Annotated in this window: 17 protein-coding genes; 8 read left to right on the forward strand and 9 right to left on the reverse strand. The window is 57.1% G+C overall.

The genetic code is table 11. The features are described 5' to 3' along the window. Nucleotides 1–150 precede the first annotated feature (150 nt). Together AC1V0D_RS06780 and AC1V0D_RS06785 are read left to right on the forward strand one after the other, a co-directional pair. Complete coding sequence (locus tag AC1V0D_RS06780; protein WP_046101949.1) at nt 151–1,515, forward strand: L-serine ammonia-lyase; 1,365 nt, start codon at nt 151–153, stop codon at nt 1,513–1,515. A gap of 224 nt (nt 1,516–1,739) precedes the next feature. Continuing rightward, nucleotides 1,740–3,308 carry an EAL domain-containing protein gene (locus tag AC1V0D_RS06785; RefSeq protein ID WP_058957301.1) on the forward strand — a complete coding sequence of 523 codons (1,569 nt, stop codon included), beginning with the start codon at nt 1,740–1,742 and terminating at the stop codon, nt 3,306–3,308. Nucleotides 3,309–3,437: 129 nt separating this feature from the next. On the opposite strand, the gene AC1V0D_RS06790 is transcribed toward AC1V0D_RS06785, so the two are convergent. After that, on the reverse strand, nt 3,438–5,018 hold the full coding sequence (locus AC1V0D_RS06790) for a TerC family protein (protein WP_009089823.1): 1,581 nt from the start codon (nt 5,016–5,018) through the stop codon (nt 3,438–3,440). A 504-nt stretch (nt 5,019–5,522) separates the two neighbouring features. Here AC1V0D_RS06790 and manX point away from each other — a divergent pair. The 4 genes from manX (at nt 5,523) to AC1V0D_RS06810 (ending at nt 8,764) form a co-directional block, all read left to right on the forward strand. Then, nucleotides 5,523–6,485 carry a PTS mannose transporter subunit IIAB gene (gene manX, locus AC1V0D_RS06795; protein WP_482907143.1) on the forward strand — a complete coding sequence of 321 codons (963 nt, stop codon included), beginning with the start codon at nt 5,523–5,525 and terminating at the stop codon, nt 6,483–6,485. A gap of 66 nt (nt 6,486–6,551) precedes the next feature. Beyond that, complete coding sequence (locus AC1V0D_RS06800; protein ID WP_009089820.1) at nt 6,552–7,352, forward strand: PTS mannose/fructose/sorbose transporter subunit IIC; 801 nt, start codon at nt 6,552–6,554, stop codon at nt 7,350–7,352. A gap of 15 nt (nt 7,353–7,367) precedes the next feature. Next, complete coding sequence (locus tag AC1V0D_RS06805) at nt 7,368–8,213, forward strand: PTS mannose transporter subunit IID (RefSeq protein ID WP_009089819.1); 846 nt, start codon at nt 7,368–7,370, stop codon at nt 8,211–8,213. Nucleotides 8,214–8,305: 92 nt separating this feature from the next. Next, nucleotides 8,306–8,764: a DUF986 family protein gene (locus AC1V0D_RS06810; protein WP_325953189.1), complete on the forward strand. Its 459-nt coding sequence runs from the start codon at nt 8,306–8,308 to the stop codon at nt 8,762–8,764. Here AC1V0D_RS06810 and rlmA read toward each other — a convergent pair. The 4 genes from rlmA to AC1V0D_RS06830 form a co-directional block, all read right to left on the reverse strand. After that, nucleotides 8,761–9,570, reverse strand: a complete 810-nt coding sequence (rlmA, locus tag AC1V0D_RS06815) for a 23S rRNA (guanine(745)-N(1))-methyltransferase (RefSeq protein ID WP_482907144.1) — start codon at nt 9,568–9,570, stop codon at nt 8,761–8,763. The genes AC1V0D_RS06810 and rlmA overlap by 4 nt on opposite strands. Before the next feature lie 137 nt (nt 9,571–9,707). Then, nucleotides 9,708–9,917: a transcription antiterminator/RNA stability regulator CspE gene (gene cspE / locus AC1V0D_RS06820; protein ID WP_003852684.1), complete on the reverse strand. Its 210-nt coding sequence runs from the start codon at nt 9,915–9,917 to the stop codon at nt 9,708–9,710. A 649-nt stretch (nt 9,918–10,566) separates the two neighbouring features. After that, nucleotides 10,567–11,571 (reverse strand): MBL fold metallo-hydrolase, encoded by a 1,005-nt coding sequence (locus AC1V0D_RS06825; RefSeq protein ID WP_482907145.1) that lies wholly within the window; start codon nt 11,569–11,571, stop codon nt 10,567–10,569. Between the two features lie 18 nt (nt 11,572–11,589). After that, nucleotides 11,590–11,862, reverse strand: a complete 273-nt coding sequence (locus tag AC1V0D_RS06830; protein WP_009089811.1) for a YebO family protein — start codon at nt 11,860–11,862, stop codon at nt 11,590–11,592. A 212-nt stretch (nt 11,863–12,074) separates the two neighbouring features. Between AC1V0D_RS06830 and AC1V0D_RS06835 the strand changes: the two genes are divergently transcribed. Beyond that, a complete protein-coding gene (locus tag AC1V0D_RS06835; RefSeq protein WP_009089809.1) occupies nt 12,075–12,311 on the forward strand; it encodes a YobH family protein in 237 nt (78 codons plus the stop codon). 30 nt (nt 12,312–12,341) lie between these two features. On the opposite strand, the gene kdgR is transcribed toward AC1V0D_RS06835, so the two are convergent. Continuing rightward, a complete protein-coding gene (kdgR, locus tag AC1V0D_RS06840; RefSeq protein WP_046101956.1) occupies nt 12,342–13,133 on the reverse strand; it encodes a DNA-binding transcriptional regulator KdgR in 792 nt (263 codons plus the stop codon). A 183-nt stretch (nt 13,134–13,316) separates the two neighbouring features. On the opposite strand from kdgR, the gene AC1V0D_RS06845 reads away from it, so the two are divergent. Continuing rightward, nucleotides 13,317–14,687 carry an MFS transporter gene (locus tag AC1V0D_RS06845; protein ID WP_058957305.1) on the forward strand — a complete coding sequence of 457 codons (1,371 nt, stop codon included), beginning with the start codon at nt 13,317–13,319 and terminating at the stop codon, nt 14,685–14,687. 53 nt (nt 14,688–14,740) lie between these two features. Here AC1V0D_RS06845 and htpX read toward each other — a convergent pair whose 3' ends face one another. From htpX to proQ, 3 genes are all read right to left on the reverse strand, one after another. After that, entirely contained in the window at nt 14,741–15,625 is an 885-nt protein-coding gene (gene htpX, locus AC1V0D_RS06850) for a protease HtpX (protein ID WP_009089804.1), read from the reverse strand. A gap of 245 nt (nt 15,626–15,870) precedes the next feature. Beyond that, entirely contained in the window at nt 15,871–17,910 is a 2,040-nt protein-coding gene (prc, locus tag AC1V0D_RS06855) for a carboxy terminal-processing peptidase (protein WP_482907146.1), read from the reverse strand. 19 nt (nt 17,911–17,929) lie between these two features. Next, entirely contained in the window at nt 17,930–18,631 is a 702-nt protein-coding gene (gene proQ / locus AC1V0D_RS06860; protein ID WP_009089801.1) for an RNA chaperone ProQ, read from the reverse strand. Nucleotides 18,632–18,721 lie beyond the last annotated feature (90 nt).

Raw genomic sequence — 18,721 nt, forward strand, 5'->3', positions numbered from 1 at the left:
AACTCCCTGCCGGGCCCCGCTATAATATTTTCTATCGGTTTTGATAAGTTTATTTCATGCGAAAAGCTGCTCTTTTCCGGTGCATGACCATTACTATTAGCGCCATAAACTGCCCCGGCAGAGTGAGAATAATTGTGAGGAGTGTCACCTGTGATTAGTGTTTTCGACATGTTCAAAGTGGGCATCGGCCCCTCGAGTTCGCATACTGTCGGCCCGATGAAAGCGGGTAAACAGTTTGTGGACTTGCTGTGCGAACAGGGAAAGCTGCAGGAGGTCACCCGGATCGCTGTGGATGTCTATGGTTCCCTGTCGCTGACCGGCAAGGGTCACCATACCGACATCGCCATCATTATGGGTCTGGCGGGCGAATCGCCGGACACCGTCGATATTGATGCGATCCCTGCCTTTATCAAAGACGTTGAGCAGCGTGAGCGACTGCTGGTGGCGAAAGGTGCACACGAAGTCGACTTCCCGCGCGAAGGCGGCATGGTATTTCGCAGTGAGAATCTCTCGCTGCATGAAAATGGCCTGCGCCTGCTGGCTTTTGCCGGCGACCTGCTGATCCTGTCAAAAACCTACTATTCCGTGGGTGGCGGGTTCATTGTTGATGAAGAGCATTTCGGCCAGTCGGCGCTGGATGAGGTCTCGGTTCCGTGGCCGTTCCACTCTGCCAAAGATCTGCTGGCGCACTGCCGTGAAACCGGCCTGTCACTCTCCGGTCTGGTGATGAAAAATGAGCTGGCGCTGCACAGCCGCGACGAGATCCATGCCTACTTCGCCACGATCTGGCAGACGATGCAGGCCTGTATCGATCGCGGTCTGAATACCGAGGGCGTCCTGCCCGGTCCCCTGCGTGTGCCGCGCCGCGCCGCGTCGCTGCGTCGCCTGCTCACCTCCTCAACCAAACACTCCAGCGACCCGATGATTGTGATCGACTGGATCAATATGTTTGCGCTGGCCGTCAATGAAGAGAACGCGGCGGGCGGCCGGGTGGTGACCGCCCCGACGAACGGTGCCTGCGGTATCGTGCCTGCGGTGCTCGCCTACTACGATCACTTTATCGAACCCGTAACGCCCGATATCTTCCTGCGTTACTTCCTCGCCTCGGGGGCGATTGGCGTGCTCTATAAGATGAACGCCTCCATCTCGGGCGCAGAAGTGGGCTGCCAGGGTGAAGTCGGCGTTGCCTGCTCCATGGCGGCGGCCGGGCTGGCAGAGCTGCTGGGCGGCAGCCCGGAGCAGGTCTGCGTGGCGGCTGAGATCGGCATGGAGCATAACCTGGGTCTGACCTGTGACCCGGTCGCCGGACAGGTTCAGGTGCCCTGCATTGAGCGTAATGCTATCGCCTCTGTCAAAGCGATTAACGCCGCGCGTATGGCCCTGCGCCGCACCAGTGAGCCGCGCGTCTCTCTGGATAAAGTTATCGAGACGATGTATGAAACCGGCAAGGACATGAATGCCAAGTATCGTGAAACCTCCCGCGGCGGTCTGGCCATTAAAGTACAGTGTGATTAAGCGAAACGTATAAACGTTCAAATAACGTGCAAACGTAATCAAATCCGCATCCTGCGCTATCTCAGCGCAGGTTTACACGGTAGAGTATTTTCCGCGCAGCCGTCCGGCCTGCGCAGCTATCCAGACCCGCTTTTCTGCATTCCGGCCTCAATATTAATGGGGCCGTGCCGATATTAACCCCGATATTTTTTGCTTTTTTCTGGCTTTAGGGAAGGTGGATACTGATGTATATGGCCCAGCAATTTGTTGGACAATTCAGACGAAAGCGTTTGCTTATTGCACTGTCAATCGCCACCGTAGTGCTGATACTCACGCTGGCCTTTCGCTATATCGAAGAGAAGTCACGTATTGAGCAGCAGGCAATGGATTTTGCCGACAAAGCGATTATGCGCTTTGACCGGATGTTCTCGCCGCTGGAGGTATCCGCCAATAACACGCTGGGTCTGGTCGGCGTCCCCTGTCAGGACGTTCGCTTTCCGCTGATTGAAAAAATCTCTTCCCTGCAGACCGTCCGGGCGATTCTGCTGGTGGATAACGACAGCATCTACTGCTCCAGTATTTACGGGCCTCGCGCCATCCCCTTCAGCCAGACCTACCCCGATTTAGCTTTTAATAACCAGCGCATGACCCTGTCCACCGACCAATACCTGCTGAAAGGCTCGCCGGTTCTGCTGCTGTGGACCCCCAGAAGCCTCGATAACCGCGCCGGGATTCTGCAGGTAATTAACATCGAGATGATGAGCAACTATGTGCTCGAACCGCAGCTGCCCTGGGTGGAACGTGCCGTGTTCAACGTTAACGGCCAGAGTCTGGAGTATGGTAATCCCCTTATTGAGCCGACCGTACCCTCGGAAGATGAGGTGAGCTATGAGCAGGGCTCGCTGCGTTACCCCTTTACTCTGACGCTCTATGGCCCCTCACCGACCCGACTGGCGCTGGCAACCCTCCCCTCGCAACTGCCGCTGGCGCTGCTGCTCAGTCTGCTGATGGGCTACATTGTCTGGCTGGCGACCGCAAACCGGATGAGCCTGAGCTGGCAAATCAGTTATGGCATCACGGCTAATGAGTTTATGGTCTACTGTCAGCCGCTGATCAACAGCAGCAGCGGCGAGTGCGACGGCATCGAGCTGCTGCTGCGCTGGCATAACCCCCGCCAGGGCTGGATTGCACCGGATGTTTTCATCCCGCTGGCCGAACGTCAGAACCTGATTAAGCCGCTGACCCGCTTTGTGCTGAATGAGGTGGTCAGGCAGTTACCCCAGTTACCGGATGACCGCGACTTCCATATCGCTATCAACGTCGCTGCCAGCCATTTCCGGGACCGTGCCATCCTGCAGGATCTGCAGAACCTCTGGTGGCCTGCCAATCCGGTGCCAAAACTGGTGGTCGAGCTGACCGAGCGGGATGCCCTGCCGGTGGTCGATCAGTCGGTGATTGCGCAACTGCATGAGATCGGCGTACGGCTGGCAATTGATGACTTCGGCACCGGTCACAGCTCGCTCTCCTATCTGAAGGATTTGCAGCCTGACGTGCTGAAGATCGACAAGATATTCACGGCGGCCATCGGCACGGACGCGATCAACGCGACGGTGACGGATATGGTGATTTCCCTGGCGCAGCGCCTGAACATCAGCCTGGTGGCCGAGGGAGTAGAAACGGCTGAGCAGGCCGCCTACCTGTGCGAACGCGGGGTGGATCATCTGCAGGGCTACTATTTCGCCCGCCCGATGCCGCTGGAGGACTTTCCGGCCTGGCTGACGCAGCACCGGCTGGAGGTGCGGCAGCCCTCATAACCGGACGCGTCGGAAGCGATGTGCCCTGGCGCTTTGCCGCCACCGATAAAAAAACAGCCGCGGCGGTCAGGCAGCGGCTGTCGGAGAGAGTCAGCGCGGCCTCAGTAACGGACCGCGCATCGAAAAGCGTTACGCCTCTTCATCCTCATCGTGTGGCTTATCTTTGGTAACGCGCACCAGATCGATACGGTAGTCGGTCGCTTCGATAATCTGAAAGTGCAGCGGGCTGATATCGATCACGTCGCCCGGAAGCGGCAACTGCCCTTTCTGCGCAATCAGCAGACCCGCCAGCGAGGCGTGATCTTCGGTCGGATCGACCAGCTCATGGAAGTCGAGCAGCTGCTGCAGCGAGTGCAGATCGGTGCCGCCCTTCACTAACCAGCCATCCCCATCAGCCACGATCTCCGGCGTTTCATCTTCATCCGGGAATTCACCCGCAATCGCTTCCAGCACGTCCAGCGGCGTAATCAGCCCCTGCACGACGCCAAACTCATTGGTGACGATGACGAAGCTGCCACGTGCACGACGCAGCACGCCAAGCAGGTTAATCGGGTCCAGCGTTTCAGGCACCACGATGGTAGGCGTATTCGCTGCAAACGTCGCCACATCCACGCCATGCTCCAGCGCCACCAGCAGCTCTTTCGCCCGCACTACACCGATAATTTCATCCAGCTCGCCCCGGCAGACCGGGAAGAGGCTGTGAGGCGTATCCAGCAGCTGATCGCGAATCTCATCCAGCGGACGGTTCGCATCGACCCAGGAGATCTCGCCACGCGGCGTCATGATGCTGCGGATGGAGCGGGACGCCAGCGTCAGTACGCCATTAATCATGAAGCGCTCTTCATCTTTAAAGGCTTCCTGCGGCATCGCCTCGGCCAGCGCAGACTCTTCGCTGCTGCCTGCATTATTGCTGCTCGCCGTCTGCGCGCGGTTGCGACCGCCCATCAGGCGCAGAATCGCCTCTGCGGTGCGCTCACGCATCGGCCGGTTTGACTGATGGCGGATAAAGTTCCGGCGTGCAATCTGGTTGAACAGCTCAATCAGGATTGAGAAGCCAATCGCCGCATAGAGGTAACCTTTCGGAATATGGAAACCAAAGCCTTCTGCCACCAGCGACAGGCCGATCATCAGCAGGAAGCTCAGGCAGAGCACCACCACCGTCGGATGCGCGTTAACGAAGTTGGTTAATGGCTTGGACGCCAGCAGCATCACACCCATCGCAATCACCACGGCGGTCATCATCACCGGCAGGTGGTTCACCATACCCACGGCGGTGATAACGGCATCCAGTGAGAACACCGCGTCCAGTACCACAATCTGTGTCACCACGGCCCAGAAGCTGGCATAACCGCGATTCCCGCCGCCCTCGAGCTGACGGTTCTCCAGCCTTTCGTGCAGCTCCATGGTCGCTTTGAACAGCAGGAACAGGCCCCCGGCCAGCAGGATTAAATCACGACCGGCAAAGCTGAAACCGCCGACGCTGAAGAGCGGCGTGGTAAGCGTAACCATCCAGGAGATCAGCGAGAGCAGACCCAGACGCATCACAAGCGCCAGCGACAGGCCGATCAGGCGCGCTTTATCACGCTGCTTCGGCGGCAGTTTGTCGGCCAGAATGGCAATAAACACCAGGTTGTCGATGCCCAGGACGATTTCCAGTACGACAAGCGTCAGTAAACCCGCCCAGATTGAGGGGTCGAATAAAAATTCCATTATTTATGACTCCTGAACAGGGAAAAGAGTAAGCCGGTGTCTGTCGGCGCAGCGAGGCGTGACATCCGGGTCGTCGGGAAAACAGAGAAAACGCCGTCAGGCGAAAGGTGACGCGCCAGCAGGCGCAAAGAACAGATTAAGCGACGTCGGTGACGATCCATAAAGGTGGGCTGAAGCCCGACACTCCTGAGTAATAAACAGAAGGCTAATGTATCAGGTCGGTAAATGGCGTCAAAAAATTTTCTTATTTTTACAATCTGCAATGAGGTTGATCGTATGCATAAAACGATTCACTCGTTCTGCCGTGGGGTAAATAACTGACCAATGTCACAAAATTTATTTTTTCGATCACTAAAATAAATCGCGACCTAACCGCCTTAACGGTGTTAACCGATGATTTCTGGCGCTCAGCCAGTCATCGCCAGCACCCTGTTAAAAATAACCGAAACGATTCTGACAGGGCCATTTACTCAGATGAGCTTCTTTAGTGAACGGAGGTAGCACGTGACCATTGCGATTGTAATTGGTACTCACGGCTGGGCAGCGGAACAACTGCTTAAAACGGCAGAAATGCTGTTAGGTGAGCAGGAGAACGTCGGCTGGATAGACTTTGTGCCGGGTGAAAATGCAGAAACACTGATCGAAAAATATGAAACGCAGCTGGCAAAACTGGATACGACGCAGGGGGTACTCTTTTTAGTCGATACCTGGGGTGGCAGTCCGTTTAATGCGGCCAGCCGTATCGTGGTGGATAAACCGCAGTATGAGGTCATCGCCGGGGTCAATATCCCGATGCTGGTCGAAACGCTGATGGCGCGCGATGACAACCCGACGCTTGCCGAGCTGGTGGCGGTGGCGGTTGAGACCGGCCGTGAAGGCATTAAAGCGCTGAAAGCCAAAGAGGAGGCACCCGCACCCGCTGCCGCAAAACCGGCTTCGCCCGCGCAACCGGCTAAGCCGATGGCTCCCGGCGACCATATGAAGATTGGGCTGGCACGTATCGATGATCGCCTGATCCACGGCCAGGTCGCGACGCGCTGGACCAAAGAGACAAACGTTCAGCGCATTATTGTGGTCAGCGATGAGGTGGCAAAGGATCACGTCCGCAAAACCCTGCTGACGCAGGTCGCGCCGCCCGGCGTGACGGCGCATGTGGTCGATGTCGATAAGATGGTTCGGGTGTGGAATAACCCAAAGTATGGTCAGGATCGGGTGATGCTGCTGTTTACCAACCCCACCGACGTTCTGCGCGTGGTGGAACAGGGTGTCGATATCAGGACCGTCAACATCGGCGGGATGGCGTTCCGTCAGGGAAAAACCCAGGTCAACAATGCGGTTTCGGTGGATGAAAAAGATATCGCCGCCTTCCGCAAACTGAATGAACGCCATATCGAACTGGAAGTGCGTAAGGTTTCCAGCGATCAGAAACTGAAAATGATGGATCTGATTGCGAAAGTAAACGCGTAACAGAAGAGCTGCTGCGCCTGCGTTTCCGGGCTCATTTTCGCTATCCTGCTGAGGACAAGAAGTATGATGGAAATAACCTCGCTACAAATTATTCTGATTTTTATTGTTGCCTGTATTGCCGGCATGGGGTCGATTCTGGATGAGTTCCAGTTTCACCGTCCGCTGGTGGCCTGTACCCTGATTGGTATCGTGCTGGGAGATATGAAAACCGGCATTATCATCGGCGGGACGCTGGAGATGATTGCGCTGGGCTGGATGAACATCGGTGCCGCCGTGGCCCCCGATGCCGCTCTCGCCTCCATCATCTCCACCATTCTGGTGATCGCGGGCGGTCAGAGTGTGGGAGCCGGTATCGCGCTGGCCATCCCGCTGGCCGCAGCCGGACAGGTGCTGACCATCATCGTTCGAACCCTGACCGTTGCCTTCCAGCATGCCGCGGACAAAGCCGCAGAGAAAGGCAACCTCACTGCTATCTCCTGGATCCATGTCTCTGCCCTGCTGCTGCAGGCGATGCGTATCGCTATCCCGGCACTGATTGTGGCGATCTCCGTCGGCACCAGTGCGGTTCACGCCCTGCTCAGTTCGATCCCTGAGGTGGTCACCAATGGTCTGAATATCGCGGGCGGCATGATTGTGGTGGTCGGTTACGCGATGGTCATCAACATGATGCGCGCGGGCTACCTGATGCCCTTCTTCTATCTCGGCTTTGTCACCGCGGCCTTTACCAACTTTAACCTGGTGGCGCTGGGGGTCATTGGCGTGGTGATGGCGGTGCTCTACATTCAGCTCAGCCCGAAATACAACCGTGTAGCGGGGGCCCCTTCCGGCCCGGCGACCGCGAACGATCTTGATAACGAACTCGATTAAGGAACAGGTGATCACATGGTTGATATTACGAAAGTCGAAAAGAAACTGACACCCGGTGACGTCCGTGCCGTCTTTATGCGCTCGAACCTGTTTCAGGGATCGTGGAACTTTGAACGTATGCAGGCGCTGGGCTTCTGCTTCTCAATGGTGCCGGTGATCCGCCGTCTCTATCCGGAGAATAATGATGAGCGCAGGCAGGCAATCAAGCGCCATCTGGAGTTCTTCAACACCCACCCTTATGTGGCCGCGCCGGTGCTCGGTGTTACCATGGCGATGGAGGAGCAGCGTGCCAACGGCGCGCCTATCGACGACGGTGCCATCAACGGCCTGAAAGTCGGTCTGATGGGCCCGCTGGCCGGTGTCGGCGACCCGATCTTCTGGGGCACCGTGCGTCCGGTGTTTGCCGCGCTGGGTGCCGGCATCGCGATGAGCGGCAGCCTGCTGGGCCCTCTGCTGTTCTTTGTGCTGTTTAACCTGGCACGCCTGCTGACCCGCTACTACGGCGTGGCGTATGGCTATCGCAAAGGGATCGATATCGTCAGCGATATGGGCGGCGGATTTCTGCAGAAACTCACGGAGGGCGCCTCGATTCTCGGCCTGTTTGTGATGGGCGCGCTGGTAAACAAGTGGACGCACGTCAACATCCCGCTGGTGGTGTCGCGTATCACCGACTCCACCGGTAAGACCACCGTCACCACGGTGCAGTCGATCCTCGATCAGCTGATGCCAGGCATCGTGCCGCTGCTGCTGACCTTCGGCTGTATGTGGCTGTTGCGCCGTAAGGTCAACGCGCTGTGGATTATCGTCGGCTTCTTTGCCATCGGTATTTTTGGTTACTGGATCGGCCTGCTCGGTCTGTAATCTCAACCGGCCGGGCGCGCTGGCGCCCGGCTTTTAAGCGTAGTGAGCTGAGCCACAACCGGCTGAGCTCACCCCGTTTGAGGCCAGATGTTATGTCATTAACTGATGCGCTTATCGCGCTCTGCATTGCCGCCCTGCTGCTGTTCGCCCTTTATGACGAGGTGATTCTGCCGCGTCGACGCGGGCCTGTCCGCTTACGGGTCGCCCTGCAGCGACGGCACAAAATCGACAGCCTGATTTTCATCGGGCTGCTGCTGATTCTGCTGGGAAACAACATCAGCCATCACGGCCCGCAGCTCACCACCACCCTGCTGATGGTGCTGAGCTTTCTGGCGTTCTGGCTTTTCTGGCTGCGCAGGCCCACGCTGCTGATGAAAGCCGAAGGGTTTTTTTATGCTGGTGTCTGGATTGATTACCGGCGGATTCAGGGCATGAATCTCTCTGAGGATGGCATTCTGGTCATTCAGCTGGAGCAGCGCCGGCTGCTGATTGCGGTGCAGCAGCTCGACGATCTGGAGCGCATCTATAATACGCTGGTTGAGGCGCGCTAGTCGCGCTGCCACTGCGTCAGGGTAAAGTCGGCATCACAACTGAACGACTCGCTCTGCTGCAGCGTCTCCCAGACCGCTTCCCGCGCCCGCCACGCAAAAGGCGTCATCTGCAGCAGGGTCGTTGCGGCCCCGCCCGTCAGCGCCATCGGATAACGCAGCGTATGCTGCGCCACCTGCCGGAAGCCCGGGTAGGTTTTCTGCTCTGGCGCATGCAGCTGCACGTCGCGATAGATCAGGGCTTTGAACTGCTGCAGATGATGCGGTCCCGGCGTTACCGTCAGTACCGTGCCGCCGGGCTTCAGGACGCGGGCCAGTTCCGCTTCATTGCAGGGCGCGTAAATCCGCACCACGGCATCCAGCGAGCCATCGGCAAAAGGCAGACGCTGGCTGGAGGCCACGCAGAACCGCACCGCGGGATAACGCTTAGCGGCGAGGCGGATAGCCATTCTGGCCACATCCAGTCCATACACCTGTCCGCCTTCCCCTGCCGCCTCTGCCAGCGCAGCGGTGTAGTAGCCTTCGCCACAGCCGATATCCAGAATCTGGCTCTCCGGCAGGTTCAGCACCGGTTGCAGCAGCGCGACGACCTGCTCACGCAGCGGCTGATAGTAGCCCGCCTGCAGAAATTCCCGTCGAGCCTGCATCATCTCTGCACTGTCACCTGGCTCACGCGACCGTTTATGCTGAACGGGCAGCAGATTGACATACCCCTCTTTCGCCTGATCAAACTGATGGCGATTCTCGCAGGACCAGCTGCGGACATTGAAAGTCAGAGGAGAGTGGCAAAGCGGGCAAATCAACGACATAGGGGACTCCGGCATCAGATAACGCGGCGCAGTGTAACCTTATCGTTTACGCATCGGAAGCATAAAGAAAGCCCCGGCCGACCGGCCAGGGCTTTGAGAATCCATATCAGGGTGCGATGCACCGAGGCGGAGTCGAATCAGATAGCAGTGACGTTAACAGCTGCCGGGCCTTTCTGGCCATCCTGAATTTCGAACTCAACGCTCTGGCCTTCAGCCAGGGTTTTGAAACCATTGCCCTGGATGGCAGAGAAGTGTACGAACACATCTTTGCTGCCGTCTGCAGGGGTGATAAAACCAAAACCTTTAGACTCGTTGAACCACTTAACCTGACCTTTAATCTTTGCCATTTTGCAAATTCCTTTAGATGTTTATTTAGCCCGAAGGCTGTCTTACAGAAAAACCAGAGACGTTACTGCATGAGGCACTAATTAAGGTTCGGCAAGGAAGCGGTATTCAACGTCAACGTCTTTACTCGTACTTCTTCACTGAAGATGCCATGCATAAACAGAACTGTACCTCGTTTAACCCACGAATTGTTATCACATATCCTAAAAACAATGGCAAGCCATTTTTAAAGTCTCAGAGAGGCAGCACGCACAATTGCCAGAAGGCTCACACAGCCTGTTCTGTCGCGGCGCTAAAACCCGGCATAAATATAATGAACCCGCAGGTTCATTTCCTCCGGATGCCTTCTCGTCCGGGCTAACTCAATGGATACCATAAGAAATTAATATTTCACAAATATGGCAGTAAGCGAATTGATAAGCGAAGCGACAGGAAAGCGAAGCAGCAATAACCTGACGTTAATCCTGTACGACACTTTTTATTTGGTACAGGTATCTTCTCTACTGCACCAAAAACAGGAAACTGCTCTGAGCTCTGCTCCAAATAAAAGCAGCCGCGCGACTCCGGCTTATTAAAAATTTAACCATTAATGTGATAAAAAGAGATTTCTGTTAAAAAAAGCCGGTGTAACCGGCTCCCCCGGCTCCAGGATTATTCCTGGGGTGGATTATTCAGGCTGCGGCTTTCGCCTATTCGCCATGGCGTGAAGCTGCCCTGCTCCTCCTCTGCCCGCCGCAGTGCCGCAGCCAGTTCCTGCGGAGGCGCATCCAGTGGCTCATCAGCCAGTTCAAATACGCCCCAGTGAATAGGCAGCGTCAGCGGTCTGCCCGCCGCCTGCCAGAGTGCCACGGCCTGATCGGGGTCCATATGCTGGCCTGCCATGAACCATTTCGGTGCATAGGCGCCAATCGGTAAGGCTGTCACGCTGAAGGGGCCAAGTCGGGCGGGGATGGCCAGCAGGCTGTCGCTGTAGCCACTGTCACCGGAGAACCAGAAGCGCACGGAGGATGAACGTACGACCCAGCCGCACCAGAGCGAACGGTTGCGATCGCGGGGCGACCGCATACTCCAGTGACGCGCCGGAACCGCATCAAAACAGAGATCGCCCACCCTGACCTGCTGCCACCAGTCAGCCTGATGTACCTGCTGCACTCCCCGGGCGCGGCACCACGCAGCCAGGCCCAGCGGCACAACAAAGGTGGCCTGCGGGAAACGCCGGACAATCGCTTTGACCGTCGGCCGATCCAGATGGTCGTAATGATTGTGAGAAATCAGCACGACATCCAGATGCGGCAGGTCGGCAATGCTGAGCGGCGCGGGGGTTTTGCGCTGCGGTCCGGCAAAAGAGAACGGCGAGGCGCGGGATGAGAGGGCGGGATCGATCAGAATGTAACGCTGATTGAGCCGCAACAGCACGGCGGCATGGCCCAGCCACCAGAGGCGATCGTCACTGCCGCTGAGATCGGCGGGTTGCCACCACTCTTCAACAAAAGCGTCATAGCCCTGTTGCGGTGGCATCGGAAGACCCTGCGCTTTTCGCTCCCGACGCCAGCGCCGGAGATCGCCAGGCTGACGCTCTTCCGGCTCCGGGTTACGGAAACCCTCTGGCGTATGGTGCGCTTTGCTGCTGTCATACCACGGATTCTTCCCGCTCATCCCGCCTCTCTGTTCTGATTAACGTTCCGGGATTAACCGGATAAAGTCGCGCTTCTCCCGCTCATCCTCGGGTTTTTTACTCTCCGCGCCAGGCTGCAGCTCAATCAGACGACGCAGCAGCTGATTCTGTTTTTTCTGCTCTTCCAGCAGCGATTCCAGCAAACGAATCTGTTCACCGGCTCGAACGCTGGCACGATTAACGAAGAACCAGGCGATAAACGCCACAATCAAAATGATGACCAGCAGGCCATAGCTGACCAGGGGGCCCGGATTTGCGGCTAACTCATTCATAACTGCCTCATAAAACAAAGTGAAAACGCCAGAACATGACAACCGCGTATTCTACCTGTCGCCATCACAAAAGATAATGGGGTTAACGGCAAAGCAGAATTTGCCGTTTCAGTTATCTCTGATCGATTCCCGCCGAAAAGCCAGGCATGCTGCTATCATTCTGACCGGCAGCACCAGGTGGAGCGCTGAGTTACCTTTCACAAGGAGATACAATGAAACTGTTTATTCGCATGGTAGGCTTGCTGGCGGTGATCTGGCTGGCGATGCTCTTTACCGGTTATGGCGTGTTAACCGGCAGCACTAAGAATGCAGCGGGACTGGGCCTGCAGTGCAGCTATCTTACCGCACGCGGTGTGATTAACGCCCAGTATCTGCACACGGACAGCGGCGTGGTCGGCGTAACCGATTGTCCGCTGCTGAAGAAAAGCGGAGAAGTGATCGATAACTGATGAAAGCGCGGGCCGCATGGCCCGCGCTGTTCAGAAAGGATAGGCGTGAAAGCCCATTTCCGAGGAAATCGTTCGCGCCGCCCGCTGCAGCATCTCCACATAATCCTGACGCGCCTCTTCTGAAAAACGGATCGTGGGGAAAGAGAGGCTGAGGCCGGCAATTACCACCCCGAAGCGATCAAAGACCGGCACCGCGAGGCAGCGTAACCCTTCCTCCTGCTCTTCATTATCTTCGCCATAACCCTGCGCCTTCACCTCGTCCAGCGCCGCCAGCAGGGCGTCCGCGCTCATCAGCGTATTCGGCGTGCTGCGTCTGAACTCTACCTGCCGCAGAATCTCTTCCGTTTCCTCGCGGTCGCGCCAGGCGAGCAGCACCTTGCCAATCGCGGTGGAATAGAGCGGATTGCGGCGACCAATGCGCGAATACATGCGCAGGTTATAGAGCGAGTCGATTTTATGGATGTAGACAATGCTCTCCTCTTCCAGCGCGCCCAGATGCACAGTCTCACGGGTCAGACGCGACAGCTCCCGCATCTGCAGATCCGCGCTGCGGATCAAATCGACATTCTGCAGCGCCTTCGCCCCCAGCTCGAACAGTTTGAGCGTCAGGGAGTACTTTTCGCTCTCACCTTCCTGGGTGACATAGCCCAGCGTTTTCATGGTTTGCAGAAAACGGTAGACCGTGCTTTTTGACATCATCACGCGCTGCGCCAGCTCAGTGATGCTGTGGTCGCGCTCTTCACCCAGCGCCTGCAAAATGCCAAACACTTTCAGCACGGAGGAGACGGAATCGGGCTGTTTGCCATTTTCAGCAGAGGACATCGCGCACCTTGTTCAATCAGTTACAAAAATAAGACAGAACGCCAGTATAGAGTGACGCAGCGGAAAGCGGCAATGGTTTCACCCTGGTGTCGCCGGTCACGCGATCTTTTTCACCTCCGGACGCTGCAATTTCGCGTCAACTTCATTAGCATGATGATATTCACCCTCTTTAGTAATTAACCTATGACACTCTCCCCTCCTCAGGATGGTTTACCCGGCGCTCAGCGCTATATGGCGATTATCACCATCGCGCTCGGACTCACGATGGCGGTATTAGATGGCGCGATCGCCAACGTGGCGCTGCCCACCATCTCACGTGAACTGAACGCCAGCCCGGCGCAGTCCATCTGGATAGTGAACGCCTATCAGATCGCGATTATCGTCTCGCTGCTGTCGCTCTCCTTCCTCGGTGACATGCTGGGCTATCGTCGCGTGTATCAGACAGGGCTGGCGCTGTTTATTGTGACGTCGGTCTTCTGCGCCTTCTCCACCTCACTCACCATGCTGACCTGCGCCCGCGTTCTGCAGGGGCTGGGCGGCGCGGCGCTGATGAGCGTCAATACCGCCCTGATACGCATTATCTATCCGCAGCGCTATCTGGGGCGCGGTATGGCCATCAACTCGCTGGTGGTGGCGGTTTCGACGGCGGCGGGCCCGACGGTGGCGGCCGCCATTCTGTCGGTGGCGAGCTGGAAATGGCTGTTTCTGATTAACGTCCCGCTGGGTGCCGTGGCACTCTGGCTGGCGCTGCGGACGCTGCCCGATAATCCGCAGAAAGCCACTACGCAGAAATTTGATGTGCCCAGCGCCATCATGAACGCCCTGTTCTTTGGGCTGATCATCTCCGCATTGAGCGGTTTCGCGCAGGGTCAGAGTCACCTGCTGGTGCTGTCAGAAGTGATCGGACTGCTGGTTGTCGGGTGGTTCTTCATCCGTCGCCAGCTTGCGATGACGGTGCCGCTGTTACCGGTTGACCTGCTGCGTATCCCGATTTTCAGCCTGTCGATGGGGACGTCGGTCTGTTCGTTCTGCGCGCAGATGCTCGCCATGGTGTCGCTGCCCTTCTTTCTGCAAAACGTCCTGCAGCGTGATGAGGTGGCCACTGGTTTACTCCTGACGCCCTGGCCGCTGGCCACCATGGTGTTTGCGCCGATTGCCGGCCGGCTGATTGGGCGGGTGCACGCCGGGCTGCTGGGAGGCATCGGTCTGGCGATGTTCGCGCTGGGGCTGTTTCTGCTTGCCTGGCTGCCGGCTAATCCCGGCGACGGCGATATCATCTGGCGCATGATGCTGTGCGGTGCCGGTTTCGGGCTGTTTCAGTCGCCCAACAACCATACCATTGTCACCTCAGCGCCCCGTCATCGCAGCGGCGGTGCCAGCGGCATGCTGGGTACTGCGCGTCTGCTGGGTCAGAGTGCGGGAGCCGCGCTGGTTGCGCTGATGTTTAATCTGTTTGATGAGCAAGGCACGCACGCCTCGCTACTGCTGGCGGGCAGTTTTGCCGCCGTGGCGGCGCTGGTCAGCGTGTCACGGATGACGCAGAACCGCGCCTGAGGGCCGAAAAAGAAAAGGCGACCCGGGGGTCGCCTTTTTTATGCCGCTCAGGGCTATTTCAGATACTGGCCGCTGCGCAGGGCTTCAATACGCTTGTCCAGCGGGGGATGCGACATAAACAGCTCGCTGAACGACTTGCCTTTGCCGTTGATGCAGAACGCCATCATGCTGCTCGGCTCCTGCGGTTCGTAGCTGGTTTTCAGACGCTGCAGCGCCGCAATCATCTTCTCACGGCCGACCAGCTTCGCTGAACCGGCATCGGCGTGGAACTCGCGGTGACGGGAGAACCACATGGTGATGATGCTCGCAAGAATACCAAACACCAGCTCCAGCACCATCGACACCGCAAAATAGACCAGCGGGTTGCCGTTGCTGCTCTCTTCGCCATCGTCACGGTTGCCGGACATGAAGCCCGCCGCGATCTGCGCCAGAATACGGGACACGAAAATCACGAAGGTGTTCACCACACCCTGAATCAGGGTCATGGTGATCATGTCGCCGTTCGCGATATGCGACACTTCGTGCGCCAGAACCGCTTCAGCCTCATCGCGGCTCATGTTCTGTAGCAGACCGGTTGAAACCGCCACCAGCGAGGCGTTACGACGTGCACCCGTGGCAAAGGCGTTGATGTCAGGCGCGTGATAGATCGCGACCTGTGGCATCGCAATGCCCGCCTGTTGAGCCTGACGGCCGATCGTCTCCATCAGCCAGCGCTCCGTTTCATTGCGCGGCTGTTCAATCACTTCACCACCCACCGATCGCAGTGCCATCCACTTCGACATCAGCAGTGAAACAAACGCACCGCCGAAGCCAAACAGGCCTGCCATGATCATCAGGCCCTGGACACTGCTTGACTGGATCCCTGTCAGGCTGAGAATCAGCCCGAATACCAACATCACAGCCAGGTTGGTCATCAGGAAAAGAGCAATACGCATCATAATCGTTAATCTTCCTCAGTAGTTCACGCGCCTATACGCGGATAGATATCCTATGTGCATTGGGCCGCTTTTCAAGCGACCTTAACGTTTAAGTGCCTAAAAAGACATAACTTTACATTTTGTCACGCCTGCTGCGCCGACCGTCACGCTGGCACGATTACAGCGGCTAATGATTACGGCGGAATGGCCCTCCCGCAGGCAAAAAAAAAGCACCGCCAGGCGGTGCTTTTTCTCATAGCCGCGGGTTATTTCGCCGCGGGCGCTTCCGGCTGGGATTTCTCCAGTTGCGCCAGATCGTTCGCAATCTTCACCGTCTCATCGAGGTAAGGATCGGGCTCTTTATAATCTTTCGGCAGCTCGTCCAGGTTTTTCAGCGGTTTTTTGCCTTCAGCCTGATAACGCGCGTTGATACGCTCCAGACGTAACGCATCATCTTCGTGATTCTCTTTCTCGCGCTGAGCAAGGTTGAGCGACACAATGTTGCGTTTATCTTTCAGGGCATTGAAACGCGCAATGTCCTTCATGATGTACTGGAACTCACGATCCTGGGCAATACGTTCAGCGTGGTGCTTCGTCAGCTGCGCCACCAGCGGTTTGACGTCGCCGGTTTTGACGTAGGTCGCCGCTTTGATGCTGTCCCACGGCAGTGCGTTATCTTCGAACTTCTCACCGGTTTCAGCCGCTTCCACCCCGGTTGGCATCAGCAGATCGGGCGTGACGCCTTTACGCTGAGTACTGCCACCGTTAATCCGGTAGAACTTCTGAATGGTATAGGAGACGGAGCCTAACGCCGGCCACTCCGGACGCAGCATCTGATCGTAGATGCGGTTCAGAGAGCGATACTGCTGCACGGTGCCCTTCCCGAAGGTCGGCTCGCCGACGATCACTGCACGTCCGTAATCCTGCATCGCCGCAGCGAAGATCTCAGAGGCGGAGGCACTGAAGCGGTCAACCAGCACCACCAGCGGCCCTTTGTAGTAGACCACGCCGTCGTTGTCGCTGTCTTCACGCACCCGACCATTGTTGTCGCGCACCTGAACAACCGGACCACTCGGAATAAACAGACCGGAGAGCGAAACCGCTTCGGTCAGCGCACCGCCGCCGTTGGTCCGCAGATCGATCACGACGCTGTCAACGTTCTGCTTCTGCAGCTTCTGCAGCTGAACCTTCACGTCATCGGTGAGACCGACATAGAAACCAGGAATGTCGAGCACGCCCACTTTCTGTTTACCGACATTCTTGATGCTCATTTTGACGGCGCGATCTTCCAGACGGATTTTCTCACGCGTCAGCGTCACGGTGCGGGTTTTGGTGCCCTTACCGGCTGGCAGGATCTCAAGGCGCACTTTGCTGCCTTTCGGTCCTTTGATTTTCGCCACCACGTCATCCAGACGCCAGCCAATCACATCTTCCATCGGCTTGCCGGGCTGACCGACGCCGACGATGCGATCGCCCACCGTGATGGATTTACTTTTCGCTGCCGGTCCACCCGCAACCATCGAGTTGATGACGGTATAGTCGTCATCCATCTGCAGCACGGCACCGATCCCTTCCAGAGACAGGCTCATCTCGGTGTTGAACTGCTCGGTGTTACGTGGCGACAGGTAGCTGGTGTGCGGATCGATTTCGCGGGCAAAGGCGTTCATCACCAGCTGGAAAACATCCTCACCGTTGCTCTGGGCGAGACGGCGAATCGCGAAGTTATAACGCTTGGTCAGAACGTCGCGAATCTCCTGGTCGGTTTTACCCGCCAGCTTCAGGCTCAGCTGATCATATTTGACCTTGGCATCCCACAGAGCATTCAGCTCGGCTTCATCTTTCGGCCAGGGAGCCTTGCCGCGGTCAATGTCGATAGTGTCATTGCCGCTGAAGTTCATCGGACGCGCCAGCACCGTCAGCGCATACTGATAGCGCTCAAAACGGCGTTTCTGCGCCAGATTATAGAGATCGTAAAAGAGATCCAGCTTGCCACTGCGCAGCTCATCGCCGACGGTGGTTTTTTTGCTGGCAAACTGCGCCACATCCGACGCCAGCAGCACGTTGTGGCTGTAGTCGAGCATGTTCAGATAGCGATCGAAAATCTTCGCTGAAAAGTTCTGATCCAGGTCGAACTGGCGGTAGTGGGAACGGGTGAAGCGTGAGGTGACACGCTCACTTACCGTCGGGTCCTGAGGGTCTTCGTGAAGCTGGGGGATCTGATCGGCGCGGGTGATATTCTCCGCGCCGAACGTTGGGCCTGCTAACAGCAGGCCCGCAATAAGTCCAACTTTGAAAAGGGTGTTCATGCCGGGGTTAGCCTCCGTTTCAGAACTGCAAGTGTTCTGCGCGCACAATCATTGCCATGCCGGAAGCGAGCTGGACCCGAACGCCGTCTTTTGATACTTCAAGAACGGTAGCGTCCATCGCACTTTTGCCTGCTTTAACTTTAATACTCTGGCCGGGTTGCAAAGTTGAGGTATCAGTGATGGGTCGGGCTTCCTGCTCCGGACGTGGGGCTGGTTTGCGATGCTGTGAGGCGGTCGCACGCGGTGCAGCAGTCTGCGGACGCGGTTTGCGTGCGGCGTCGCCCTCGGCAGGCTTACGTGCAGCAGGCTTGCGCGCGCGACGCGGTGCCGCGCCCTCTTCGCTTTCACCCGCTTCACGACGGGCGGCACGCTGCTGATCGCGCTGTGCCTGCACACGCGCTTTCGCTTCTTCAAGCTGCTTACGCGCATGCTCGACGTGCTGCTCATCCAGCACGCCACAGGCGTTACCGTCGAGATCGACACGGATAGCACCGGCTTTGATGCCGTAGAGATAACGCCAGCTCGACGTATAAAGACGCAGCGCGGAACGCAGCTGTGTTTTGCTCAGGCTCATTTCGCCCTGAACACGCTCGACCAGATCCTGAAAGATACCGATTTTGAGCGGACGCGCTTCACCTTCAGCGCTAAAGCAGTGCGGAAAGCGCTCCGCCAGAAAAGTGATGACTTCTTTACTGCTATTCAACTTAGGTTGATTTTCCATGAAATTTCCTGATTACAACGGGTTTGCCGACCAGCGCAGGCATGAACAGGCGACATTATAATGACAACATCGCTAAATGCCATGTGATCC

The sequence above is a fragment of the Pantoea sp. PA1 genome (assembly GCF_056856975.1).